General features: G+C 39.3%; 22 protein-coding genes and 1 pseudogene. 16 read left to right on the plus strand and 7 right to left on the minus strand.

The genetic code is table 11. The features are described from left to right. Window positions 1–188: 188 nt before the first annotated feature. The 3 genes from IR083_RS18990 (at window position 189) to IR083_RS19000 (ending at window position 1,658) form a co-directional block, all read left to right on the plus strand. A complete protein-coding gene (locus tag IR083_RS18990; protein ID WP_052303120.1) occupies window positions 189–368 on the plus strand; it encodes a hypothetical protein in 180 nt (59 codons plus the stop codon). Window positions 369–513: 145 nt separating this feature from the next. Then, the gene (locus IR083_RS18995; RefSeq protein WP_194225488.1) at window positions 514–1,281 is read left to right on the plus strand and encodes a hypothetical protein; all 768 of its coding nucleotides are present in this window, start codon (window positions 514–516) and stop codon (window positions 1,279–1,281) included. 20 nt (window positions 1,282–1,301) lie between these two features. Further along, a complete protein-coding gene (locus tag IR083_RS19000; protein WP_006801595.1) occupies window positions 1,302–1,658 on the plus strand; it encodes a DUF1493 family protein in 357 nt (118 codons plus the stop codon). 103 nt (window positions 1,659–1,761) lie between these two features. On the opposite strand, the gene IR083_RS19005 is transcribed toward IR083_RS19000, so the two are convergent. The 3 genes from IR083_RS19005 to IR083_RS19015 all read right to left on the minus strand — a co-directional run bounded on the left by IR083_RS19005 (window position 1,762) and on the right by IR083_RS19015 (window position 4,522). Further along, window positions 1,762–3,300 (minus strand): TonB-dependent receptor plug domain-containing protein, encoded by a 1,539-nt coding sequence (locus IR083_RS19005; RefSeq protein WP_194225489.1) that lies wholly within the window; start codon window positions 3,298–3,300, stop codon window positions 1,762–1,764. Window positions 3,301–3,302: 2 nt separating this feature from the next. Beyond that, the gene (locus tag IR083_RS19010) at window positions 3,303–3,683 is read right to left on the minus strand and encodes a BlaI/MecI/CopY family transcriptional regulator (RefSeq protein WP_006801597.1); all 381 of its coding nucleotides are present in this window, start codon (window positions 3,681–3,683) and stop codon (window positions 3,303–3,305) included. A gap of 170 nt (window positions 3,684–3,853) precedes the next feature. Further along, the gene (locus tag IR083_RS19015) at window positions 3,854–4,522 is read right to left on the minus strand and encodes a helix-turn-helix transcriptional regulator (RefSeq protein WP_194225490.1); all 669 of its coding nucleotides are present in this window, start codon (window positions 4,520–4,522) and stop codon (window positions 3,854–3,856) included. 321 nt (window positions 4,523–4,843) lie between these two features. Between IR083_RS19015 and IR083_RS19020 the strand changes: the two genes are divergently transcribed. The 13 genes from IR083_RS19020 (at window position 4,844) to IR083_RS19080 (ending at window position 21,771) form a co-directional block, all read left to right on the plus strand. Further along, window positions 4,844–5,365 (plus strand): shikimate kinase, encoded by a 522-nt coding sequence (locus IR083_RS19020; RefSeq protein WP_194225491.1) that lies wholly within the window; start codon window positions 4,844–4,846, stop codon window positions 5,363–5,365. Then, window positions 5,362–7,197: a trypsin-like serine peptidase gene (locus IR083_RS19025; RefSeq protein ID WP_194225492.1), complete on the plus strand. Its 1,836-nt coding sequence runs from the start codon at window positions 5,362–5,364 to the stop codon at window positions 7,195–7,197. The genes IR083_RS19020 and IR083_RS19025 overlap by 4 nt, the downstream gene beginning before the upstream one ends. Continuing rightward, window positions 7,191–8,558, plus strand: a complete 1,368-nt coding sequence (gene radA / locus IR083_RS19030; RefSeq protein WP_194225493.1) for a DNA repair protein RadA — start codon at window positions 7,191–7,193, stop codon at window positions 8,556–8,558. Before IR083_RS19025 ends, radA begins: the two co-directional genes overlap by 7 nt. A 44-nt stretch (window positions 8,559–8,602) precedes the next feature. Next, window positions 8,603–9,778 carry a PstS family phosphate ABC transporter substrate-binding protein gene (locus IR083_RS19035; protein ID WP_006801602.1) on the plus strand — a complete coding sequence of 392 codons (1,176 nt, stop codon included), beginning with the start codon at window positions 8,603–8,605 and terminating at the stop codon, window positions 9,776–9,778. Next, the gene (locus tag IR083_RS19040) at window positions 9,775–10,407 is read left to right on the plus strand and encodes a chloramphenicol acetyltransferase (RefSeq protein WP_006801603.1); all 633 of its coding nucleotides are present in this window, start codon (window positions 9,775–9,777) and stop codon (window positions 10,405–10,407) included. The genes IR083_RS19035 and IR083_RS19040 overlap by 4 nt, the downstream gene beginning before the upstream one ends. A gap of 14 nt (window positions 10,408–10,421) precedes the next feature. After that, the gene (locus IR083_RS19045) at window positions 10,422–11,714 is read left to right on the plus strand and encodes a bifunctional folylpolyglutamate synthase/dihydrofolate synthase (RefSeq protein WP_194225494.1); all 1,293 of its coding nucleotides are present in this window, start codon (window positions 10,422–10,424) and stop codon (window positions 11,712–11,714) included. A gap of 455 nt (window positions 11,715–12,169) precedes the next feature. Continuing rightward, the gene (gene cobT / locus IR083_RS19050; RefSeq protein ID WP_006801605.1) at window positions 12,170–13,207 is read left to right on the plus strand and encodes a nicotinate-nucleotide--dimethylbenzimidazole phosphoribosyltransferase; all 1,038 of its coding nucleotides are present in this window, start codon (window positions 12,170–12,172) and stop codon (window positions 13,205–13,207) included. Between the two features lie 3 nt (window positions 13,208–13,210). Continuing rightward, window positions 13,211–13,972, plus strand: a complete 762-nt coding sequence (cobS, locus tag IR083_RS19055; protein WP_194225495.1) for an adenosylcobinamide-GDP ribazoletransferase — start codon at window positions 13,211–13,213, stop codon at window positions 13,970–13,972. Between the two features lie 41 nt (window positions 13,973–14,013). Continuing rightward, window positions 14,014–14,532, plus strand: a complete 519-nt coding sequence (gene cobC, locus IR083_RS19060; protein ID WP_194225496.1) for an alpha-ribazole phosphatase — start codon at window positions 14,014–14,016, stop codon at window positions 14,530–14,532. Window positions 14,533–14,674: 142 nt separating this feature from the next. Continuing rightward, the gene (locus IR083_RS19065) at window positions 14,675–15,556 is read left to right on the plus strand and encodes an SPFH domain-containing protein (protein ID WP_194225497.1); all 882 of its coding nucleotides are present in this window, start codon (window positions 14,675–14,677) and stop codon (window positions 15,554–15,556) included. Window positions 15,557–15,642: 86 nt separating this feature from the next. Then, window positions 15,643–15,840 carry an Arc family DNA-binding protein gene (locus tag IR083_RS19070; protein WP_194225498.1) on the plus strand — a complete coding sequence of 66 codons (198 nt, stop codon included), beginning with the start codon at window positions 15,643–15,645 and terminating at the stop codon, window positions 15,838–15,840. A 370-nt stretch (window positions 15,841–16,210) separates the two neighbouring features. After that, window positions 16,211–20,599, plus strand: a complete 4,389-nt coding sequence (locus IR083_RS19075; RefSeq protein WP_317174768.1) for a translocation/assembly module TamB domain-containing protein — start codon at window positions 16,211–16,213, stop codon at window positions 20,597–20,599. Then, window positions 20,596–21,771, plus strand: a complete 1,176-nt coding sequence (locus IR083_RS19080; protein WP_194225500.1) for a THUMP-like domain-containing protein — start codon at window positions 20,596–20,598, stop codon at window positions 21,769–21,771. The genes IR083_RS19075 and IR083_RS19080 overlap by 4 nt, the downstream gene beginning before the upstream one ends. A gap of 62 nt (window positions 21,772–21,833) precedes the next feature. On the opposite strand, the gene IR083_RS19085 is transcribed toward IR083_RS19080, so the two are convergent. The 4 genes and pseudogenes from IR083_RS19085 to IR083_RS19100 form a co-directional block, all read right to left on the minus strand. Next, window positions 21,834–23,396, minus strand: coding sequence for a flotillin family protein (locus IR083_RS19085; protein WP_006801612.1), 1,563 nt, complete (start codon window positions 23,394–23,396; stop codon window positions 21,834–21,836). A gap of 29 nt (window positions 23,397–23,425) precedes the next feature. Beyond that, window positions 23,426–24,010, minus strand: coding sequence for an NfeD family protein (locus IR083_RS19090; RefSeq protein WP_006801613.1), 585 nt, complete (start codon window positions 24,008–24,010; stop codon window positions 23,426–23,428). A gap of 792 nt (window positions 24,011–24,802) precedes the next feature. Next, window positions 24,803–25,648, minus strand: coding sequence for a methylated-DNA--[protein]-cysteine S-methyltransferase (locus IR083_RS19095; protein ID WP_194225501.1), 846 nt, complete (start codon window positions 25,646–25,648; stop codon window positions 24,803–24,805). A gap of 824 nt (window positions 25,649–26,472) precedes the next feature. Then, a pseudogene (locus tag IR083_RS19100) lies at window positions 26,473–26,714 on the minus strand (hypothetical protein); the annotation flags it as partial.

A 26,714-nucleotide genomic window follows, 5' to 3' on the forward strand; every position in this document is an offset into this window, starting at 1 on the left:
AACTCTGTCTATGCCACCACTACAATAATAACAATCCTGTCTTATCATCAGCCGGATAATTTATCTATAGCATATACCTTTTGTTCAGCGGAGCAAAAAAGAAACAGCATGAAAACTATTGAAAAGACTGTTACGTTTGTTACCTTTTTGAGCTGGCGGTATAACTCCTGTCATTTAAAAGAATTCTAGTGGATGGCGGTTATTATGAATCAAGAAATTATTACTTTTACATAAATGACCATCTCGGCAACAACTGGATCGTAGCCAATGCGGCGGCCTCGGTGGTGCAGAGTACGCAGTATTATCCTTTCGGGATGCCGTTTGCGGATGCTACGGGGCAGAATGTACAGCCGTACAAGTATAAATAAGGAATTGGATGGCAGGAATGGACTGAATATGTACGATAATCTTGCTCGACTGTACGACCCTGTAGTACCGCATACGCCTACACCAGACCCGCATGCGGAGAATTATTATAGCTGGAGCCCGTATGCTTGGGTGGGGAATAATCCGATGAGAAATATTGATCCTTTTGGAACGGATGTTTGGACAACAAATGATCCTGACCAGATTGCTCGATTCTTAAATCATCTACAAGCTGTTTCAGGAAATAAGACATCTAACCCATTCGATTATGGAGGTTGGAATCGCATGACTGATGATGAATATAAAGAACATAATAAAGATGAATCTGTTTCATTTAATGATGATACGTTCAATTTTAATATCAATTTAGAGGGTTGTCAGGGAAATTTTAAAGCAGGAATGAGAAGTAAGGAAACAAATTATGCTTACATAACATCTTCTGATATGGATGGCCTTTTTGCACCAGAGGGAGAAGCTGGACTAAATTTAGATGGTAATTTAACAGGATTAGGAACTGGTTCAGCTTTTTGGTATGCATTGGGCGGAGGGGTTCATAAGAGTTCTATTGTAGCAAAAGCAATTTGGCCCCCAAGTAGGCTTGTTGGAGAAGCAAAAAAAACAACATCTTTATATTCTCTAATTCTTCACCGTAAAGGATATGGGAAAATTACTGCAAAAAGAGCACTTTCCTGGACTAGCGGAACAACGTATGCAGGGCAATTAAGTAGATTAGCTGCACCGATTGGATATGTAGGAGCTGGTTTTGCTTTATATGAATCTTGGTCAATTGGCCGCAAACTAGGATATTGGTATGGAGGAGATGCTGTAGTGAGGGGTGAAATAGGTCCTTTATGGTTAAGGAATATATTTAGTCCTACAATTCCAGTCCCAATTGTTAAACCGCCAAGGAAGTAAATTTTCATAAATAAATTTGTATGGAGAATAAAATCGAAGATTTAAAAAGGTTTATACTTGATAGATTATGTAAAGAAGAATTTGACATTGACTTTTCTTTTAATGTGGGGATAGAAAAAGATTTAGGCTTCTATGGAGATGAAGCAGCTGAATTAATTTATTACTATGGAAAGAAATTTGAGGTTGATACAAGTAGTTTTAACTTTAAAATATATTTTACTCCAGAGGAAATTATTATATATCTTTTAAGAAAAATATTGCCTTGTTTAAATCCCAAAAAGAAAGAACTTACTATTGGAGATTTAGTCGCAGGTATAAAAGCGGGTAGATTGGACGAAGAAGTTATCAATGCTTCAAAAGAGATTGAAAGCATATGATAGGCCTGCTCGCACAGACACATTCTGTTTGTGTGTTACGTAACAATAACTTTAAGGTATCTAAATTTCAGAACATTTTTTATTTTCAGTCCCTATTCATCATTTATCTCTGTTTAGTGTTATCTTTCTTCTTTGAGGTTATTAGTATCACACCATTTTTTCCTTCGGTGCCATATATGGAAATGGCGCTCTTGTCCTTAAGTACGTCGATACTTTCTATATCGTTGGGGTTTATATTTTCTAAATTCTTTATTTTTACACCATCGAGATAAATTACAGGTTCATTTGATTTCCAATATTTTATTATTTTACTTGGAACTCCATTCAAGCCTGTATTCAGAGAGTCGCTCTTCATAAATGTCATTCCTTTTCTTGTTTTTAGCTCAAACTTATTGCTTCCTTGTTCCGGATTATTCTTTACATATTCCTTTGTTTTGATATGAATAACCCCATGTTTAGCGTCTTCTCCATACATCTCTGCTGCGAGAACATCTTTAAGTACTGAAACAGATTCTACGTCTGCAGGATTTATAGTTTCCATTTTTACCTTATCCGATTTTTTACCGTCGATAAAAACTATAGGGTCTGCATCTCCTCCGGTCATAGTATATACCCCTTTGATCTCTATTTTTGTATTGCTTTTATATGAACTAATGGAGTCTTTTTTCTTCGTTATAATTATCTTTTTGGTTTTAATCAGAGAATCGGCGGGAACATTGCTCTTTGATCCATATCCGATTACAACAATAGAGTCGTCAGGAACGGCTTGTACATCCGGCTCGTCAAATACATAACGAGGTTCCGACGAAGCCCACAAAAACAATCCGAAGATAGGAATGATAGCTAAAACTATAACCCTTTTCCAAGGCGAACTTTTGGCTTTTTTTATCATAGATAAACGATTTAACGGTTTGGAATAATTGAATGAATTGGAAAACGAGAACACAGGTCCCTGAAATTTTTGGTTAATCAACACTGCTTGATAAAGTGCAGGGGAAACCCCGGAATCTATCACAGCCTTATCCGCCAGAAACTCATGGTTTTCTTTCAATAGTTTTACATAAACCCAAGCCAACGGATTGAACCATTGTAATATCAGTATACATTCACTACATAAGAGGTCTATCCAATGTTTTTGGTTTACATGAGTTATTTCGTGCTTGAGGATCAAATCTTTTTCTATCTGGCTCAGATTACTTGTATTCATTAATATATAATTCAATACCGTGAATGGAGAGTTTATATCAGTGTTCTCTACAAGTTTAAAACCTTTGTTATTGTATTTCACTCCACTTCTTACTAGCTTCCGGAGTTTTGTATATGCATATATATTGCGTCCTATCAACATTAATGTACCGATCATATACAGACTTGATAATACGATCCAGATATTGATGGTGGAGGCAGATGTTACAGGCGCAGACTCTGAAGCCATTTCTATATTTTGGACTACAGAGACCGGAATGACCACTTCATAAGTATACTTAATAGCAGGGATAATCAATGACACCACAAAACCGGAGAGCAGGAATATCCTATTGAAACGAAAGAATGTAGTCGGACGCAAAAATAAGGAGTATATAACGAGAAATATACCCAGACAAATGCCGGCTTTAGCTATGTAAATAATGAATGTTTCCATGGCTATTTAGTTTTATTGGTTTCTTCTTCAAGTGCTTTACGCGTTTCATCCAGCATTTCATCCATCTGTTCAATAGAGAGGTTGGTCTCTTTTGCAAAAAATGAAACCATAGAAGAGAATGACCCGTTGAAATAGTCTTTCACAAATCCGAATAGTTGTTTTTTTGAGTAATTCTCTTTAGAAATAAGGGCCTTATATATATTAACACGTCCTTCGCTACGGTGCGATACGAAATCTTTTCCTTCCAGTATGGTTAATACTGTAGCTATTGTCGTTCTGGCAGGCTTGTTATCGGTAAATCCTTTCAGTATATCCTGTACTGTGCCTTCTTCCATGGTCCACAGTATCTGCATTATCTGTTCTTCGGCTTTTGTGAGTTGCATACTATATTTATTGGTTACAATACAAATGTATGTCTAAATTTTTAGACGACGAAATTTTTTGGACTATTTTTTTAGACAAAAAGCAGGTGATTAGTAGATTAACTGTTTTTATTATTTTGAGACGTGGGAATCTCAGAAGCTGTTTGAATTATATTACTTATCTGTTTTTGTTAAAACCTGACACATCTGACAGTTTTCTTAATTTTTTCGGTTGTCTTATTTTTCTTCTTTTTGTGTTCGGCCTTTCTTTTCTGTGAAGATGTAAGTACTTGCATATCCTTTTTTATATGTCCGTTTTTCGGGGGGAACTCTGTGATGGCCTCCGCGCAGGTTTCCAATATTTCTTCCGCCGGATTCAGGATAATCTCTTTTTCAGGTTCTCCTCTTTTCTCTAAAGTTTCGGGTTCACGCTTCATTGTGTTTTCTTTAGCGGCTTTCTCATCCCCTAGGGGAGGCCGGGAGGGGCTATTCTTATCCTGCCTGTCAAGCAGCATCTTTATTGTGCGAAGGTCGGGCGGACATTCCTTTTTTGTAACTGTTTTTTGCTTGAAAACAAGTTCGCCTGTATGCCCATCGGGGACATAGATGTCTTTTTCTACCGTGGTGTAATAGCCTTCAAGTTTCTTTTTCAGCGAAGCATGCACCATCGTCATCAGTTCGGCTTCGCGGCGCGCTACCGCCTGTTCCACTTCGCTGCGGAAATCGCCTTTGGTATTCATCCAGCAATAATATGTTTCACGGCTGATGCCTGTTGCCTTACATACCTGCGACACGGTGAAAAACTCGTCCTCAAGCAGGTTTACAATCTTTTCTGTCAATTCTGTACTGTACTTTGCCATAATAAATTAATTTATTAATCTACCAATTCGCTAATCTGCTAATCAGTTTCTTTATAGATAAACGGAATTTCTATCCATACAAAATTTTAACATTTTAGAGGTAAGTGGCAGAAGCTTCGCGTCGCGTCGGCCTCCTTCCGTCGGCTACACAGCAACACTACGCTTATAATAGTCAAATTACTCCGTTATAACTCAAACAGCTTCTTAGATTTCGATAAAGAATATTTACAGTCGTTAAAACTTAATAATATTAAGGTCTCTAATCTTCTTTAACTATTTTATTCCTATTTTTGTACGATTAGTATATATCGAATAATATAAATGAAGAGAATATTCCTGATTGGGTATATGGGTGCCGGGAAAACTACTGCCGGAAAAGAACTTGCAAAAGTTCTGGAACTTGAATTTATAGATTTAGACCACTTTATACAAGCGCGCTATCAGAAAACAGTGAGCCAACTATTTCAGGATGTTGGCGAAGGAGAATTCCGTAAAATAGAAAGCAGTGTACTGAAAGAGGTTGGCGAATTTGAAAATGTAGTTATTTCTACAGGAGGTGGTACTCCATGTTTCTTTGATAATATGGAGTATATGAATAAGACCGGCACTACGGTGTATCTGAATGCTGCGCCTGAGGCACTCGCCGCACGGTTAAACACATGTAAGGAAAAACGCCCGCTCATAAAAGACAAAAATGAAGAAGAACTTTTCGCTTTCGTAGTGGAGAGCCTGGAGAAAAGAAATCCGTATTACACCCAGGCGCAGATTATATTCGAAACGGAAGAATTGGTAAATCGGGATGATGTTAATAAATATGTTCAGCAATTAATTGATAAATTATGAAATCTAATCTATCGAAGAAGTTTTTATCGGGTGTAATAATACTTGCGTCAGTTGTGTCTGTTGTTGCTCAAGATAAGCAATACACACTGAATGAAGATAAATCGCAGGTTTCATTGATTGTCGATTTGAAGCAGACCAAATACACTGTTGCTGACATTCAATATAATAAACGGGGGACTGCGCTATTAGAAGCCAAAGTGTATACACTCGGTATCAATATGGATACTATCGGCTCTTGGTCGGCCTTATCGAACAAAAATAAAATTTGGAAGTTGAACATAGATGTACCTCAGGCAACAGGATTCTTTGTCCGGTTCGATGATTTTTATTTACCCGAAGGGGCTAAGCTATATGTCTACAATAAAGATAATACAAGCGATGCTGTTGTGTATATCCATAGTGATAATCCTTCCGGTGGGGCGTATTCTATAGAAAATTTAAAAGGTGATAATGTGGTACTGGAATATGTTGTTTCGGACAAAGTGACAGAACTCCCTCGTATACTTTTATCCGATGTAGGGTATAAATATACAGATGGAAATGGCGAGCATTCCGATTTCAATACATCTGCTTCATGTATGATTAATGTAAATTGCCCTGATGCTGAAAATTGGCAATACCAAAAGAAAGGAGTGGTACTATTGAGAATGACAAAAAGTGATAATAAAACTTACTTGTGTTCGGGTTCTCTTATTAATAATACAAACAATGATAAGACTCCATATTTACTTACGGCCGACCATTGTTTCGAAAATATGAGTGTAGATCAAATTCCTGATAATACATCATTTATCTTTGAATATGAATATCCTACCTGCCAAATGGAAAAAGGGGCGCAGGCTCCGAAATATAAATACCACAAAGGTTCGGAAGTTATGGTAATAAATCCGATAAGCGGCGGTAGTGATGGGGCGTTGCTCAAACTCTCAGAGAGTATTCCTGACGATTGGGATGTATATTTTAACGGATGGAACAGGGAAAATAAAGCAACTAGCAGTGGAGCTGTGATCCACCATCCGATGGGAGATGTTAAGAAAATATCATTTTATGAAAAAGAACCTGCATCCGGCAGATGGAACTCAAGTTCGCCATCCGGTACACATTGGGTAGTTACCTATTCGAAAGGGGCAACTCAGGGCGGTTCATCAGGTAGCCCTATTTTCAATTCGGCAGGGTTAATAATAGGCACACTGACAGGTGGTAACAATCAGCTTTGTAATCTGACCGAGCCTGATTATTATGGAAAATTGTGGTACCATTGGGATCAATATCCGGATGCGAGCAGGCATATGAGCAAATATTTAGACCCTGCCAACTCCGGTGTAACGAAACTGGCCGGGCTGAATAATAATGATGATATAGAAAAGAATATTGTTTTAGATAATAACGATTTATCCATTATCTTGAATACAAATTCAGTGGTTACAATTCTTGATGGTAACGGTGATTATACAGTTTCATCATCGGACAATAAAATTGCATCAGCAGAAATAAATGATAACAAGATCACGATAAAGGCTCTTAAGTATGGGGCGGCAATCATTGAGGTTAGAGATAAAAAAAGCAAAATGGCTGCAATAAAAGTTCAGGCGGTTAGCACTGTGAAATATGCCATAACAGGGACAAAAACGCTTACAGTAACACTTAACAAGGAAGACGATTCTATCAAGCGGGTTCGAATAATCAATCTGAACGGCGATACGGTCATTGATAAAAAAGGCCTTGATGTAAAAGAACAGGTAATAGATATGAGTATTTTACCAAGGGATACATATATCATACAAACTATGACAAAGAACGGGGCAAAGAAAGCGGAGAAAATAACATGGTAAAAACAAAATCAGTATATGTTTGCAGCAATTGTGGAAACGATTCACCCAAATGGCTGGGTAAATGTCCTGTATGCGGTGAATGGAATACATATGTAGAAGAAATAATAAGTAAAGAAAAATCAACGGCTAAAAGCGGTTTGCATATATTCGACACCACGAAAGCAAAACCTTTGCTCCTGAAAGATGTACAGACAGGTGAAGAGCCGCGCATCGACTTGCACGACGGAGAGCTCAACCGAGTGCTGGGAGGAGGGCTTGTTCCAGGCTCTCTTGTATTGATAGGAGGGGAGCCCGGTATCGGTAAGTCTACTTTGATATTGCAGACTGTATTAGGTCTGAACGGAATAAAGACGTTATATATATCGGGAGAAGAGAGCGCACGCCAGTTGAAACTACGTGCCGACCGTATCAATTCTAACAGTGAAAATTGTTTTATAGTCTGTGAAACTAACCTGGAACAGATATTCGTGCATATACAGAATCTGAATCCCGAATTTGTTATTATTGATTCCATTCAGACGGTTTTTACCGATGCAGTGGAATCTTCACCGGGTAGCGTATCGCAAGTACGCGAATGTTCGGCTGCGATACTCAAGTTTGCGAAAGAAACAAATACACCTGTTGTACTGATAGGACATATCAATAAAGAAGGTAGTATAGCCGGGCCAAAGGTATTGGAGCATATAGTGGATACAGTACTCCAGTTCGAGGGCGATCAGCACTATATGTACCGTATCCTGCGCAGTATTAAAAACCGTTTTGGCAGCACTGCCGAACTGGGTATTTATGAGATGCGTCAAAATGGATTGCGTGAAGTCAGCAATCCGTCAGAGCTATTACTTACGCAAAATCATGAAGGATTGAGCGGTGTATCCATATCCGCATCCATCGAAGGCATACGCCCATTCTTAATAGAAACGCAGGCATTGGTAAGTACGGCTGCATATGGTACTCCGCAACGTTCGGCCACCGGGTTTGATCTTCGCCGGATGAATATGCTTCTTGCTGTGTTGGAAAAACGGGCGGGTTTCAAACTTATCCAAAAAGATGTTTTCCTCAATATTGCAGGTGGGCTTAAAGTAAACGATCCCGGCATGGACTTATCCGTTATCAGTGCCGTATTGTCGTCCAGTCTCGATATTTCTATAGAAAAGCATGTATGTATGACGGGTGAAGTCGGTCTGTCCGGAGAAATCCGTCCGGTAAATCGTATTGAACAGCGTATTCTGGAAGCCGAAAAACTCGGTTTCTCAAAAATACTTGTGCCACAAAATAATCTGAAAGGATTTACATCGAAAGTCAATATCGAAATCATTCAGGTGAGAAAGGTAGAAGAGGCTTTCAGGCAGCTTTTCGGTTAGTAGCAGGTCGTTTTTTTGTTGCTTAAATATTACTTACGGCGAAAATGGGAAATAGTATTATACGAGGTTTCATTGCTTTTATACTAATTGGCATTACTCTGTTTTTAGGATTTTGGATGATGCTTGTAGCAGCGTTTAGTGTAAGTAAAGGTTTTTATGTGCCTTTAGTTCTTATCGTTACACTGTTACTTGTTGTTTGGATAATTATAGCATTATTTCGGTTACTCAAATCAAAAATTATATGGTTTAGCCTTTTAGGAATAGTCTTAGTCTGTGCCGTGTCTATCTCTGTATATGAGGGGTACAGGAGCTATATCAAAAGTATCCCGACAGTCGATGATCAAGGTGTAAACTTATATGATTACCAGCCTTTTTCGGATGGAAGTAAAGTGGCAAAATTAAGCGAACAGTCTGCTTTCTTGTTTACGGATAGCCTGCCTGTGCTGGATGGAGCTACGGCTTTGTATCCAGTTTATGCAGCTTTTGCTCAGGCGACTTATCCTCGGGGTGAATATAACCCTTACAATAGTATTGTGTCTAGTCATACTACACCCGAAGCATATGATAATCTACTCAGTGGGGTGGCTGATATTATCTTTTGTGCCGCACCATCAAGGTCACAGGTCGAAAAGGCTGCTGCCCTAGGCATAGAATACAGTATGACGCCAATAGGTAAGGAAGCATTTGTTTTTTTTGTGAATGCTAAAAATCCCGTATCGGAATTGACAATCGAACAAATTCAGGATGTTTATTCGGGAAAAAAAACAAACTGGAATGAACTGGGAGGAAAAGATGAAGAGATAAAAGCCTTTCAGCGCCCGGTAAACAGTGGCAGTCAGACCATGTTGGAAAAAATAATGGAAGATAAAGAATTAATGAGCCCGCCGACAAATGATATTGCGGGAGGTATGGGGGAAATTATTGATCGTACAGCTGAGTATAAGAACTTTAATAATGCGATAGGATATACATTCCTTTTCTTTGCTACAGAGATGATAGGGAATAATCAAATTAAACTGATAAAGGTAAACGGAGTGTACCCGGACAAAAATACGATAGAAAACAATACATATCCTTTTACCGGTGATTTTTATGCTATAACAACAGGCGCAAATAACAAAAATGTAACTAACTTTGTAAACTGGATTTTATCAGAACAAGGACAATATCTAATAGAAAAAACAGGATATACACCTATAAACAAAGCGACAGAACAGTGAGAACTCCCATAGATATCGAAAAATGGAACAGGAAGGAACATTTCAATTTCTTCAAAACGTTTGATGATCCTTTTTTCGGCATGACGGCAAATGTAGATTTTACCCCTGTTTATAACTATAGCAAAGATAAGAAGTCCTCATTTTTTCTTCATTCGTTACACAAGATTATGCAGACAGTGAATGCCATAGACGTATTCCGCTTCAGGATAGAAGGTGATGATGTCGTTTCATACGATACTGTACATTCTGCGCCCACAGTCGGACGTGATGACGGTACATTTAGTTTTTCTTTTTTTGACTATTACCCGGACCTGAAAGATTTTGAAGAAAATGCCCTGCAAATCATAGCTAAAGTAAAACAATCATCCGGATTGGGATTAGACGAAAACTCTGAACGTACAGATGTTGTACATTATTCATCTGTACCCTGGATACGTTTTACGGATATGAAACATGCTGTGTCGTTTGGTAATAATGGTGCTATACCTAAAATATCGACAGGTAAATTTTTCACAGAAGAACAAAAAATACTTTTACCTGTTTCTATAACTGTAAACCATGCTATAATGGATGGATTGCATGTCGCACAATTTCTGGATAAATTACACGATAGCATCCATTCACATTAAATATAATCAGGATAATGACCTATCAGGAGACCATAGAATATTTATATAATCAATTACCCGTATATCAAAAAATAGGAGGAAGTGCTTATAAAGAAGGATTGGACAACAGCTTTGCCCTCGATACATACTTCGCTCATCCTCACACTAAATATAAAACAATCCATATAGCCGGAACGAATGGTAAAGGTTCTACTTCGCATTTGCTGGCGGCGATATTGCAGGAAGCCGGATATAGGGTAGGATTGTACACTTCGCCGCATTTGGTAGACTTCAGGGAACGTATACGTGTTAATGGGGAAAAAATATCGCAACAGTATGTAGTCGACTTTGTAGATAAGCATCGTGAATATTTCGAACCGATAGAGCCTTCGTTTTTTGAACTGACAATGATGATGTCATTCCTCTACTTTGCAGATATGCACGTAGATGTTGCCATCATAGAAGTGGGACTCGGGGGTAGGCTCGATAGTACGAATATTATAACGCCTGACCTGAGCGTAATAACAAATATCAGTTTCGACCACATGCAGTTCCTTGGCAATACACTGGAAAAGATTGCCACCGAAAAAGCCGGTATTATAAAGAAAAATATACCTGTAATTATAGGGGAAGCAGAAGGTGAGGTGAAAAATGTATTTACTGATACAGCCGAAAGGGTAGGAGCTCCCATTCTTTTTGCTGAAGACGAACATATCATACAATCGAGCCTGAAAACTGCAAGCGGCTGGCTTTTCGATACGAAATATTATCTGCACCTGAAGGGCGAACTATCTGGCTATGCGCAAATAAAGAATGCAGCTACAGTATTATGCGCTGTCAAGGAATTACAGAAAATAGGATATACTATTCCATCCAAAGCTGTTTATAACGGGTTTGCATATGTAACCAAACTGACCGGGCTGATGGGACGCTGGCAGATATTACAGGAGTTGCATCCCAAGATCGTGTGCGATACGGGACATAATGTTGCAGGAATAAAATATATAGCCGATCAACTGGCAAATGAAAAATATGATACATTGCATATTGTGCTGGGAATGGTAAATGACAAGGATATTGCATCCGTGCTCGAACTATTGCCACGCAAAGCTATTTATTATTTTACCAAAGCGTCTATTCCACGGGCCATGAACGAGCGGGAGTTGCAAATGTTGGCCCAAAAAAAAGGCTTAATGGGATATTCATATCCCACTGTGGCGGAAGCTGTACGCGCGGCAAAAGATTGGGCGGCATCAAATGATTTTGTATTTATTGGTGGCAGTAATTTTGTAGTGGCCGATGCATTGAATGCTTTCGGGTATAAATAGAATAGTTGCGAGTGATTCCATAGGAACAAAGAATTTGCCCTGATTAATGGGTGAATGTTTTTTGTCCCTACAGACCCGGAAACTGTTGCTTTTTTAATATTATTTTATCTATATGGTGCAGATAACAAGCGTGTTGTCGATAGAAAAGTAACAGTGTGAAAAATTTCGAAAGGTTGTTACCTTTGTTACCTTTTGAAAAAGGTTACAAGTAGACAAGATACAAGTTGTTGACTGAAAAAGCTGTAACCTTTGTTACTTTTTAACAAGTCGTAAGTTTTAAGTTATACGAGATACGAGTTGTTAACTGATAACTGGTATATGTGTTACCTTTGTTACTTTTTAACAAAATATATACTGATTATGAATGGTATAAAACTTTCGGATTGTGAATCTGGAGGGACGAAAGAGACTAATATAATCTGCCCGTTTCCACTGGCAGTATAAACTAACATAGAATGCAACAATTTAACATCGAAAAACCAAACGACGAAGTTCGTTCGTATTTACAGGAAAAAATTGATAACCTTACTAAACCAAAAGGTTCATTGGGAGTATTGGAGGACCTTGCCATGCAAATCGGTTGGGTGCAACAATCCCTCAATCCTAAACTGACGAATCCCTGCCATATTGTATTTGCAGGCGATCATGGTATAGCCGCCGAAGGCGTAAGCCCTTCACCACAGGAAGTAACATACCAGATGATACTTAATTTCTGGGCAGGAGGTGCGGGTATTAATTTTCTGGCCCGTCAGCATGGATTCAATCTTAAAGTGGTGGATTCCGGTGTTAATTTTGATTTCAAAGATGGAGACCCTATCATAGATAAGAAAATACGGAAGAGTACACGTAATTATCTGCACGAAGCGGCCATGACATATGAAGAAATGGAGCTGGCTATACAACGTGGAGCAGAATGTGTACAGACATGCTACGATGAGGGTTGTAATGTTATTGGTTTTGGAGAGATGGGTATAACCAATACTTCGTCCTCTTCCCTATGGATGACCTATCTTACAGGAATTCCGTTAGATCAGTGTATCGGCGCAGGATGTGACCATACAGGAAAGATCATCAGCCACAAATACAATGTGCTGAAACAATCGATGGAGAATTACAAAGGAGATGCTTCCGTAGAGGATATCATGCGCTACTTTGGTGGTTACGAAATGGTGATGACTGTGGGAGCTATGCTCAAAGCTGCCGAACTGAAAATGATGGTTCTGGTCGATGGCTTCATTATGACTAATTGTATGCTTGTAGCATCTAAGTTAAACGCAAATGTATTGCATTATGCTATATTCGGTCATCAGGGCGATGAAGCAGGCCACAAGCTGGTTCTGGACTACCTGAAAGCAAAATCTATACTGAATCTTGGCCTCAGATTGGGAGAGGGGACAGGCGCGTTATGTGCTTATCCTATTGTGGCTTCTGCTCTGCATATGATAAATGAAATGCATTCTTTTAAGGAAATAAAAGTAACGAAGTATTTCTAACGGATGAAAAATATCGCTGCCTCCCTTGTTTTCTTTACCCGTTTACCATTTTGGCGGTTAAAGGCCTTTAATGTACCTGCTGTGTATTATAAGCAGGTAATCAATTATTGGCCTGTTGCCGGATGGCTTACGGCTGCTGTGATGGCAGGAGTACTTTGGGGTGCGGCGCAGATTCTGCCGTATCCGATTGCTGTTGTAGTGGCAATATTGAGTCGTTTGCTGGTCACAGGAGCATTGCACGAAGACGGATTGGCTGATTTCTTCGATGGATTTGGCGGTGGAAATACCCGCGAGCGAACGTTGGAGATAATGAAGGATTCGCACATCGGTACATATGGGGTTATCAGTCTGATATTTTATTTTTCATTCTTTTATTTGCTTCTGAGTAATCTTAGTTTGGAAATGGCTTGTCTGGTAGTGTTATCGGCAGATCCGTTATGTAAGTTTATAGCATCACTGATAACTTTGGTCCTGCCATATGCCCGGAATGAGGAAACAAGCAAATCGAAGGTTGTTTATAATAAAATGTCAGCCAGTACGGGTGTTATCTCTGTTGTATTCGGACTGCTTCCTTTTATTTTATTACTAAAAATTGACTTTTTGCCGGCTATAATATTTCCTATCTTTGTTTTTGCCGGATTGATATTCCTGATGAAGAAGAAAATCGGGGGCTATACAGGTGACTGTTGTGGCGCTACATTTCTGATGTGTGAATTGTCTTTTTATCTGGGAGTTATGGTAATATTGAATTGTTTAGCTGTTTAATAGGCTAAATATTCAAATTGGCTGATTTACTGATTGATTTTATGAAAATATATATTATACGACATACAGCAGTTGGTGTAAACGGAGTTTGTTACGGGCAAACTGACGTGCCACTGAAAGAAACTTTTGAAAGTGAGGCGGAAATAGTAAAACAAAACTTGAAAGACATAGCTTTCGATGCTGTATTTTCCAGCCCCTTGAGCCGGGCAAAAAAACTTGCCGAGTATTGCGGTTATGAAAATATACGACTTAAAGACCGGTTAAAGGAATTGAATTTCGGCGAATGGGAAATGCAGGAGTGGGATAAAATAGATATGACGGAATGGGAGAAAGACTGGATAAATACCCCTGCACCCAACGGAGAATCTTTTGCACAAATGTATAAGCGTATAGCATCTTTCCTCGATGAACTTAAAGGACAGGATCACTCTACTGTGGCAGTCTTTGCTCATGGCGGGGTAATAAATTGTTTTAAAGTATATTTCGGTAAAACAGATTTGGCCGGGGCATTCGACGATATGTCGGAGTACGGGCAGATATCGGAGTTTGAACTTATCTGATTCAAATATAATATTATTTAAGTAAAGTTTTATGGTATTATATTATGATACATTTTTTATTTAAATATATCCTGTCCTATTTGTATATAATAAATTTATTTATATCTTTATGATATCATTTTAATATCAAAATATAGATAATATGGAAACACAGGAGAAAAAGTTTGCGGGAATTAGAATTTCGGCATTTTCGGCTATTGCGATAGCCTTGGTTTTAGCGCTTGTCATACTGGGGGTATGTATTTATCAAAAGAATCCTATCTTCATTACATGTGGCTCTTTGATTGTTTTTCTGATATTCATTGTGCTGACCAAAGGACTTATTATCGTTGAGCCTAACAATGTGCGTGTGATGGTGTTGTTTGGAAGATATAAAGGTACACTGGCCGATAACGGATTCTTTTGGGTAAATCCTTTTTTGAGTAAAAGAAAAACGACTTTACGCGCGCGTAATCTGGATATTGAGCCTATAAAGGTGAATGATAAAATGGGTAATCCTATTATGATTGGAGCCGTATTGGTATGGAGGATAAAGGATACTTACAAGGTGATGTTCGATATTGCATCGGGACCAACTGATTTTGTGCAGATACAAAGCGATGCTGCTTTGCGCCAGGTGGCAGGTATGTATGCTTATGATAATAACGATAACGACAAAGATGCTATAACCCTGAGATCGGATAGCGATGAAGTGAGCCAACGGTTAGAAGATGAACTCAATAGCCGTATAGCCATCGCTGGTATTGAAGTTATAGAAGCGCGTATCAATTACCTCGCGTATGCGTCCGAAATAGCTAGCGTGATGCTTCGCCGCCAACAGGCTGATGCGATTATTGCCGCCCGTGAAAAGATTGTTGAGGGAGCTGTGAGTATGGTGCAACTGGCTCTGGATAAATTACAAAAAGACCAGATAGTGGAACTTGACGAGGAGCGTAAGGCTGCTATGGTGAGTAATTTGCTGGTGGTTCTTTGTGCCGATGAGGCGGCTCAACCGATTGTGAATGCGGGAACGCTGCATCATTAATCCTATTTCAGGTTTTAAGATTTTAAAATTGCAAGGAATATCATTGTGAAATCTTGAAATCATTCAATTCTGAAATTAATATTATTGTGGCTAAAAAAGAAAAAGAATCTACTGTAAAAAGTTTCGTCCTGCGCATCGATCCGGAGATGATGGATGCAATCGAAAAATGGGCTGCCGACGAGTTTCGCAGTACCAACGGACAGATACAGTATATTCTCGATCAGGCGCTTCGCAAAGCAGGACGAATAAAAAAAGAGACGAAACCAAAAACGGATAACGATTAATTAGCACACAAGAAGAACCGGTGCATAAATCGGTTCTTTTTGCGATGAAAAGGAATTTTCTATAAATTATCTTAACTTCATTCCTTTTGTTCAAGATAGCGATATGGGGATAGGGAAAAATCTCATTTTTTTAATACTTTTGCACTATCAAGTAGAAGAAAGTATTTTGTGATATATCTTCGAGCGGTAACTTGCATTAGTTATTATACTTACCAAAGTAAAAAATAGGTCGACGACCTTAAAGGAAAGAGTTATAAAACGGTTTAAGAAAATATTTCTCACCATTTTCGGGATAATTTTCGGTCTGATTATCCTGTTGTTTGGCTTATTGAACACACCCGCTGTTCAGGAATATGCCAAAGGCCTTATTGTGAAAGAACTGAAGGCTAAATTGGGGACAGAACTGGGGATAGGCAGTCTTCATTTTGAGCCTTTCAATACTATTGCGATCGATAGTCTGTATCTTTACGACCAATCCAACGAGAAAGTTTTGATGGCTGATAAGGTTTCGGCAGGTGTTGATATTCTTGCCCTTATAAACGGTAAGATAGTAATCACTTCCGCCTGGCTCACCGATTTTGAAGTTCACTTATCAAAAGATAATACAAATGCGCCGCTGAATATACAGTATGTAATTGATGCTTTTAAATCGAAAGACGATAAACCGAAAGCCAGACTGGATATTAAGCTGAATGCAATCAATCTGTCTAACGGACGCTTTTCATATGATGTAAAAGACCGCCCTTTAAAGGAAAATCAATTTGACGCAAATCACATACAAGTATCAGGTTTAGATGCTAAGTTTACCGTAAAGTCAGTATTGGAAGACTCTCTTAATATTCAGGTGAAAAAAATTAGCCTGAAGGAAAGAAGCGGCCTGGAAATATCTGACCTTGTATTTAGAGTAATAAGTCAGGGGAAAAAGGTATCGGTCAGGGGATTTGAGTTAAACCTGCCATCCTCCCATTTGGCGTTGGAAAGATGCGAAATAGATCTTACGCCGACCAGTGATACAGCTAAAATACTCGATTATGCAGTTGTCGATTGCCGGGTAGCACCCTCATATATCGCTCCGAAAGATATCTCAGCATTTGCGCCTGTATTGCAGAACTTCAAAGACTTAGTGAATATACGCGCGCATATTTCAGGTTCGTTCGATAATCTGGTTCTCTCGGAATTGTCTGTGGACTATGGGGAAAAGATGCATTTGATTGCTAATGCAGAGGTCAAAGATATAAGGGATTCCGAAAAAACGTATCTTTTGGGCAGTGTCGATGAATTAACAATCGGAATCAGGGAAGTAGAAAGCATTCTTAATAACTTCTCTAAAAATAAGACGCAGTTACCATCTCAATTGCAGAAACTCGGTACACTGTCGTTTATCGGTGATATTTCGGGCTATTTAAAACAACTTACAGCTTTTGGTAGTTTGGATACCGACTTAGGTATTGTCAAAACGGATGTGCTTTTTGGCCTGAATCCGAGAAATGGTATAAGCTCCTTTGTGCATGGGAAAGTTTATACGTCAGATTTCGAATTGGGAAAACTTCTTGATAATAAAGATCTGAATAAGATATCATTGAATCTGTCTGTCGATTTAGAGAAACCCACATATGGTAAAATCCGTGGAACAGCGGACGGAGATATTCACAATTTCGATTTCAAGGGATATACCTATAAAGAAATTTCGCTGGATGCTGCTTACGACGGCTTACGGGTAGACGGACAACTGGATGTAAATGATGAGAACGGTATATTAAATGTTAACGGGCTGTTTGATCTGACAGATAAAGAAAATCCGGAGTTGAATTTCAAGGCCAGAGTAAAGAACGTTCAGCTGGCTAATCTGCATTTGGCCGAAAAGATGCAGCATTCTTATCTTTCTTTTGCGATAGATGCAGATTTTATAGGTAGCCATATCGATAATGCAGAAGGATATGTAAGGATAGACTCTATAGATTTTATCCGTGAAGATAAGTTATTTCAGATGGATAGTCTTGTTGCAAGGGTTGCCGGTTTTCCCGACAATCGCAGGTTGAGTATAAGGTCTGATTTACTGAAAGGAGATATCAATGGGGTGTATTCCATGTCGTCGATGATAAATAGTGTGAAGCAGACATTGAGCATGTATTTACCCGCTTTGATAAGGCCTGATAATAAGAAAAGACCGGAAGAGAAGCCGAATATGCTTAATTTTGAGTTACAGATAAGCAATAGCGAATCATTAAGCAATATACTCAATCTTCCTGTTACAGTGCTGAGTACTTCTAAAATAATCGGGTCTTATAATAATATAAATGACAGGTTTAACCTCGAAATATTTGCACCATCGGTAAAAGCTGCGGGGATGAGTATACAGTCGGGATATGTTGCCATACGAAATCCGCACGATACAATAGATGCTAAGGTTAATGTATTGATCGCAGGTAAGAAAAACACAATCAACGATGTTGCTATCAACGCTAAAGTGAAAGATAACCTGATCAATACCAATATATCCCTAGTGAATACAGGTGCGCAGAAAGCCATGGGTAATTTTTCCATAAGTACGCTGCTCACTAAAAATGAAGCAGAGCCGCTCAGGATAGATATAAACACCTTGCCAAGCGAATTATTGTTGAATAATGCCGATTGGAAGATGAACCAGTCACATATAGCGATACAGGATGGCTTGGTGGCTGTGGATAATTTCCGGATATATAATGAAGATGGCAGTCAGGAGGTAAAAGTGAATGGGAAATATACCCAAAAAGATTCGAACGACATATTAAAAGCCGAACTCAAAAATATTAACCTCGAATATGTTTTCCAGACTTTGGCTATAGATGCTCTCCAGTTTGGCGGGGCAGCTACAGGCAGCCTGTTTGTGTCCAGTATAGAGAAAAAACCATATGCCAATACACGCCTCGAAATAACTGATTTTAAATTTAACGGGGCGGAATTAGGTAAACTGAATATATTCAGTGAATTGGATGATGAGACCAATCAGGTTATGCTCGACGGGCTGATTGTGAGCAAGGAGAATAAACGGACAAAAGTAGATGGAACCCTAGACCCTGTAAAGCAAAGATTATCCATTAATTTCGATGCCGATAGTATCAATATCGGCTTCCTGAATAAGTATGCCGAAACAATTTTTGATAATATAACAGGACGGGGTACAGGAAAAGTGCATTTATATGGTGATTTTTCGAATGTAACGGTAGAAGGGAAAGCATTTATAAAAGACGGAAGTATGGGAATCCGTTTTCTGAATACCCGATACTCGTTTTCCGATACCGTTTATTTGAAGAAAGATCTTATCTATTTTAATGATATAACACTGATAGACCAGTTCAATAACAGAGCGCATGCAAGTGGAAAAGTGGCACACGATTTTTTTAGTAAATTTATGTATCAGGTCGACCTGAGGGCTGATAATTTCCTTGTATATAATGCTTCATCATCCGTGAATCCGTTGTTTTACGGAAAAGTGTTCGGTAGTGGGAATGGTACTATAGGCGGTGATGAAAGCGCTGTGGATGTAAATATCAGAATGCGTACAGAACCCAATACCCTTGTACGTATGAATTTTATGGAAGATGTGGTTACCGAATATTCTTTTATAACATATAAGGAAAAACAGGACCAAGATACCGTAAAACAGGTAAAACCATCGATGCTGGCTCCCCGCAATGATACAGGAATGGACATCAATATGAATATTTATGCTGATGTTACTCCTGATGCTACATTGGAATTGTTAATGGACCCTGTGGGCGGCGATATACTGAGGGGTACTGGTAGCGGAGCTATGCGCTTCGAATGGAATCTGAAGTCCTCCCCACGTCTTTATGGTACATATAATATCAATAGAGGAAGTTATAACTTCACTTTCCAGCGACTGATGGAAAGACGGTTCGATATTCAGGATGGAAGCAATGTACAATTCAGAGGAGACCCATTTGATGCAACCCTGAATGTGAGTGCTGTATATAAAGTGAATGCGAGTCTTAACGATTTGGATGACGATTTGGCTAAAAGGGTAGGGCAAACAACTATACCGGTCAATTGCGTACTCAATCTGAGTGGGCCGCTCAAGCACCCTAATGTAGACCTGGATATAGCATTGCCATCTACAGATGCGGAGGTAGAGCGACAGGTGAAAAATCTGTTGAATACGCAGGACGAAATAAATAAACAGGTTGCATACCTGCTGATATTATCCAAATTCAAAGCGCCTAATTATGCGACGCCAGGTGCACAGACATCAGATTTTGCAGCAGTGGCTTCTGCTACCTTATCCAATCAGTTGACAAAAATAGTGAGTAACATCGATGACAGATGGCAACTGGGTACAAACATACGGTATAGTGATGCCGAATTGATGTATACGGAGGCTGAATTGTTATTGTCGAGTAAATTATTGAACGACAGGCTTCTTATAAACGGAAACTTCGGTTACCGAAACGACATTAATTTGAAAAATGAAGCCATGATAACCGATATAGACATCGAATACTTACTCAATAACGCCGGTACATGGCGAATAAAGGCTTATAATCACTATAACGAGAAATTTTACTATCTGGATCATGCGACACAGACGCAAGGTGTGGGTATCATCTATAAGAAAGACTTTGATGGTCTACGTGACTTGTTTGACTATCCATGGATAAGACACAAAAAAGATACTGTCTTGCCACCTCCTCCGATTGTGCCTGACTCTACACAAAAAGGTAGTGCATTAAGTCCTTTCATCAAGATGAAGAAAAAATGAACCTCAGTGACGAATTAAAGGCTTTTATACTTACTCATGAGGCTGATGATGTGCATTCACTCGCTTTACAGGCAAAGCAATATCCCGGTATAGATATGCAGGAAGCTATTCGTCAGATTGCCGGACGCAAGATAGCTAAAGAGAAAATTTCTTCATGGCATGCCAATAACAACATAGTTTATCCGAAACACCTGTCGATGGAGCAATGTTCGTCGGAGCAAACAGCACGGTTTAAGGCTTCGCTATGCCGTGGAGAATCTATGGTTGATCTTACCGGAGGTTTTGGGGTAGATTGTTCTTTTCTTGCACATAGTTTCAAGGATGTCACTTACGTAGAACAGCAATCGGAATTGGCTGAAATAGCTGTCCATAACTTTAAAATATTGGAGCAGGATATAAAGGTGGTAAATGAAGATGCGGTAGAATATCTGTCAGCCATGTCTCCTGCCAGCCTGATATATATCGATCCTGCCCGCAGGGACAATACAGGTAAAAAGACAGTACAGATAGACGACTGTACACCGAACATTCTCGATATAGAATCGTTGCTGGAAGAAAAATCGGAACAGGTAATGGTAAAATTGTCGCCGATGTTGGATATTTCTCTTGCTGTGAGATCAATGAAATCTGTATCGGATGTGTATATTATCAGCGTGAATAATGAGTGCAAAGAGTTGCTCTTTATCAAGAAGAAGGGGAATACGGATAAAACTCTCTACCATTGCGTAAACATACAGAATAGTAATACGGATATCTATACTTTCCGGAAAGAGGATGAAGACAATCTCTTTTTAGATTATGCTACTAAAATTGCAAAATACCTGTATGAATCTAATGCCTCGATACTGAAAGGCGGTGCATACAAGAGTATTGCAAAGGCTTATTCTCTGGACAAGCTGCACCCCAGTAGCCATCTGTATCTGTCGGATGTATTGTATGAGGATTTTCCGGGGCGAAAGTTTATTATTAATAATATCTGTTCTTTGAATAAGAAAGATGTGAAGGAATATCTGTCAGGTATTAAGCAGGCGAATATTACTACCCGTAATTTTCCTTTGTCCGTTCAGGAAATTAGAAAAAAGACAGGGCTGAAGGATGGGGGAGATATATACATATTTGCCACCACATTAGCCGATGAAAGGAAGGTATTATTGATTTGCCATAAAGCCTGAATATAAAAAAAAAGCCTCGCAGAATCTTTTATGCAAGGCTTTTCTTTAACTATTTACTGATATTACTTTTTCTTTTTCTCATCTTCAGTAGGTGTAGGAGCCAGTGGAATTATTACCTCTTTATCCTTTTCTGCCTGTCCTTTCAGATAAGACGGAAGGTTCATTCCTGCCATGCCGAACAAGTCGTTCAACGGAGGTACGGATTTCATCAGTCCGGATATAAAGTTGGCGGTAGATGTCCTGCCGTCGTCACCCGCACCGTTTCCTGTATCCCAAACAGTAACTTTGTCAATCTTAATATTCTTAACGGCCTCAACCTGTGTTTTAACCAGTTCTGGCAGTTTCTCTATCAACAATAGCTGGTAAGCTGCCACAGGATCACCTTTAGCCGCATTTACCACATCCCTGTAACCTTCAGCCTGTTTGGTCAGTATTTCATACAAACCGCGTGCTTCCGCATCCATTTTGGCGAAGATAGCGTCTGCATCTCCTTTAGCCTGTTCACGTACACGTTCGGCGGCAGCCTGCGCTTCAATGATAATTCTTTGCTTTTCTATCTCGGCAGGAACAACAACATTGGCTATCTGTGTCGAACGCTCTCTTTCCGAACGTGCCAACTCAGCTTTTTGTTCAGCCAGATATGCTTCTTCGAGAGCCTTTGCCTGTTGCACTTTCTCTGCGGCAACAGCCAGGCGTGCGGCTTCGGCTTCTTTTTCGCGACGAAGTGCATCTGAACCGGCAATCTCAATTTTGGCAGTATTCTCTCCTTTAACAGCTATAGCGTTTGCTTCGGCTGTTTTTACACGGGTATCTCTGTCTGCTTCAGCTTTACCAATAGACTCGTCTCTGGCAGCACCAGCAATGCTTACTTCTCTGTCCTTTTGAGCCACAGCGATAGATACGTCCCTGTCTCTGTGAGTTTCGGCAATTTGTACATCGCGCATTCTGTCAGCGACAGCCTTACCTGTTTCCCCGATTTTTTCTTGCTCTGCCACACTGATCTTCGCTTCATTGATCGCTTTTGCAGCGGCTTCTTTTCCTAAAGCTTCGATGTAGCCTGATTCGTCATTGATGTCGGTAACGTTTACATTTATCAGTTTCAGACCTATCTTGCGTAACTCTGTGTCAACATTTTTCGCAATGTTATCTAAGAATTTGTCACGGTCGGAGTTGATTTCTTCAATCATCATGGTAGCGATAACCAAACGCAATTGTCCGAACAAGATGTCTTTAGCCAGTTCCTGTATTTGCGAAGTAGTCAGACCCAGAAGTCTTTCAGCCGCATTGTTCATATTCTCCTTTTCGGTGGAAATGGCGATTGTAAAGCGGCATGGAACATCTACACGGATATTCTGTTTACTCAGTGCGCTGGTCAGATTGGCTTCGATAGATATGGGTTTCAAATCCAGATACGCGAAATCCTGTATAACGGGAATAATGAATGCACCGCCACCGTGAATACATTTGGCTGATGCACCACCTGTCTTTCCATATACTACCAGGATTTTATCGGACGGACATCGTTTATATCTCGATATCATCGCCAAAGCAGTAACAATGAGGACAACAACCAGAACAACAACCAGTATTCCGACGCCTCCTCCATTTAATAGATCTTCAAACATGTTAGTATAAATTATATGGGTTAAAAAATTTAGTTATTCATATTACTGAATGGTTCTACGACCAATATATCCCCTTCTATGCCGATAATTTTCACCAATGATCCGCTTTTTAGCGCTTCGCCGGCTGTTGTAACGGCATATAATTCACGGGAAGAACCTTTTACACTGACAAATATTTTTCCTCTTCCACTTTTTGATGCGGGAATATTCATATATACGTCTGCGGTTTTTCCTATTGTGTCTTCCATCTTGAATGTGTTATCTTCGGATAGTTTCCATATAAAACGCATTATAACAAAGAAAAGCAATATGAACACACTTCCTACCAAAAAGGATACTATGCCCACTACGAACTTGCTTTCGAATGCATTGTATAATACCGCGCCTGTCCATCCGAATCCTAAAAGGAAATTGATCAGATTACGGAGAGAGAATAACTGAAAAGGAGCATCTGCACTATCCAGATTGCCGTCAAAGTCAGCATCTACTCCTGTATCGGAATCGGCACCGATAAAAGTCATAATGGTCTGGATTATAAATATAACGCTAGCTCCTATAGCTACATACCAATAAAACTGTTGTGTAGCATCCATACTTGAAAAAAACTCTTTCATGGCAGTTCTTTGTTAATAGTTTATTTTCGCTTTTTTAGCTTAATACAAAAATAAGATTTTTTCCGAAATATACAATAGTATTGAAAGGTAATGAAATAAAAATATTTCAGAAAGTTTGCTTTTTTAGATATTAATGCGAATCAGTAGTTGAGATTTAACGTTGGATTATTTTACACATAAATCCTACCCCTGTTTGCAACTTGCAACCTTATCTCATTACTGCCGCGCCCTGCCGGGCTTGTCCTTCTTTTTGGCATTGCCCAAAAGGAAGCAAAAAGCTAGCGCTTCGTTCCCCGGCGACCCAAAACCGTTTTGCCGGCTGAAAGTGACAAACGGGCTATCGCCCAGTCCCTTTCTAAGCCGGCTGCACCGTGTGGGTGCCCCGCCTGCGTCACTAATGCGCAGGGGCTGACGCATGACAAGGCTTGCGCATATCAGGTGTAGGGGCTTTCCCTCCTGTCGAGCGTCAGCCCGCGCCGTTAGCTTCATGGACGGGGTACCCGTAGGATTAAAAGACGAAAAAAACGGAAACGTGTTTGAGCTTATCCACTAATTTGGGTTATACGATCTTTCCAGCGAGTTTTTCCGTTTCGTCTTTTTGTCCGTTACGGGTCGGCCTTTGAAGCGGGCGCTAAAGAGCTTTTGATTACTTTTGGGGCTTTGGCCAAAAGTGATACAAGGAATTTTCAATTCCGCGTAGGAAAAATGTTTAAAAGAGTTCAACGTTAAAACTCAACGGCTGATTCTATTATTTAAATAAAGAAATCTCTCGCAAAAGATGTAAAACGCTTTTCAATGATTATGTGTGTTTATATTTTCCCATCCTATTATTGCAGCCTTACGGCCGCTGTCCCAGTGATACTGACCGAATGCTCCCGAAGATAGTATTACCCGGTGGCATGGAATGAGGTAAGCTATGGGATTGTCCCCTACAGCCGATCCTACAGCTCTGCTTGCCCTGGGATTGCCTGTTTGTCTGGCAATATCGCTATAGGTTAATAGTTTACCCATTGGTATTTTCAGTAGGGACTCCCATACTTTGAGCTGAAAATCGGTACCTTTCACATGTAGTTTTATTTGTTCCGGTTGTAGCCAGTCTTGTCTGAATATATAGAGTGCGCTTTGTTGATTGTTGTCTGTCAGTTGCTTATAGCTTGCGTTCGGGAATATTCTTTGTAGTTCTTCCAGTGCGATCGTTTCATTATCAGAAAAAGCCATATAGCAGATACCTTTCGCAGTAGATGCTATCAGAATCTCGCCGAAGGGTGTTTCTGCAAAACTGTAGTTGATAGTCAGGTTTTCTCCACCGTTTTTATATTCTCCGGGCGTCATCCCTTCTATTTTTACAAACAGGTCATGTAAGCGTCCGGTACCCGATAATCCGACTTCAAATGCAGCATCGAAAAGCGTGGCACGACTCTCTTTGAGTATCTTCTTGGCATTTTCGAGGCTGATGTATTGGAGAAACTTTTTAGGGCTTACTCCCGCCCATTCGGTAAACATACGTTGAAGATGGTAAGGGCTAAGCGCAACATGGGCAGCAACATCGTCTAAGCCGGGTTGTGATCTGTAATTATCATTTATATATCCGATAGCATCTTTGATGCGGTCGAAGTCTATATTGTTTTGCTGGTTCATAAGAAACAAATTTAAATATTATAAAGCGAAGTTAGGGTAGGGGAATTAGAAAATAAACCCGATTCTTGCGGAAAATAATTATCTATATGTGTATGATAGCTTTTAGCCGTTAGTTGATAGCTGTCAGCTCTTTGACGTAATTAATTAGCAAACGCAATGCGGCAAGTTGCTTTCTGATTTGCCGTCATGTACTGAGAAAAGCTGTAACTTTTGTTACCTTTTCAAAGTAGTAAGTATTGAGTAATAAGTTGAAAGTTATATGAGATACGAGTAGACAACTATTCACTGACGAGATGCTTCACACTGTTCAGCATGACAAGCTAATTATTAATTATTCATTCTTAATTGCTTTCCGTGTTACCTTTGTTACTTTTTGAAAAAACTGTAGGGGCGGAATATCTTGTAACAAAGTTGTCAGATGTGTCAGGTTTTAACTAAACATGGTTAATAACGTAAACAAGATAATAAATTACGAGTTTTGTCGCTTCGCACCGCTAACGGCTAAAAGCTATCAGCTAATAGCTGAAATATCTGTTACTTCTGTTACTTCTGTTACCTTTTAACTATATTGTGTAAATGTCACTTAATTTAATGAGGTGTTTGAAGGAGTTGTTGTTAAAATTAGATTGAAAAATGGTAGGAAGGTGTTACATGTGTTACCTTTTTGAATTGAAAAATAGAGAATGGAAAACTGAAAATGTAGAGCAAGATGTATAAAGAGAATTTTATTGTTAACTGATAACTGTTGACTGCTAACTGATATATCTGTTATTTTTGTTACCTTTTATATCTTATGTCCGTTGTTTGCTTATTTCTGATTACTCTTAAGAAACGCTATCGATAGGCACTAATCTAAAACCATACTTAGCGGCCTGTTTATCAACGTATTTAATTCTTCGTTCCTTGAAATAGTGATTATACTCGTCAAGAGGTAAAGGCGAAAACTCTTTTTTATCCCTGAGCATCCGGTAAAAAATAATTGCCAGCTTGCGAGCAGTCGCTTTTATGGCTGTTGGTGCACCGCTTTTGGCCTTGATGCGCCTGTAAAATTCACCTAACCAGTTAT

Source organism: Dysgonomonas sp. GY75, from assembly GCF_015234155.1.
Taxonomy (GTDB): domain Bacteria; phylum Bacteroidota; class Bacteroidia; order Bacteroidales; family Dysgonomonadaceae; genus Dysgonomonas; species Dysgonomonas gadei.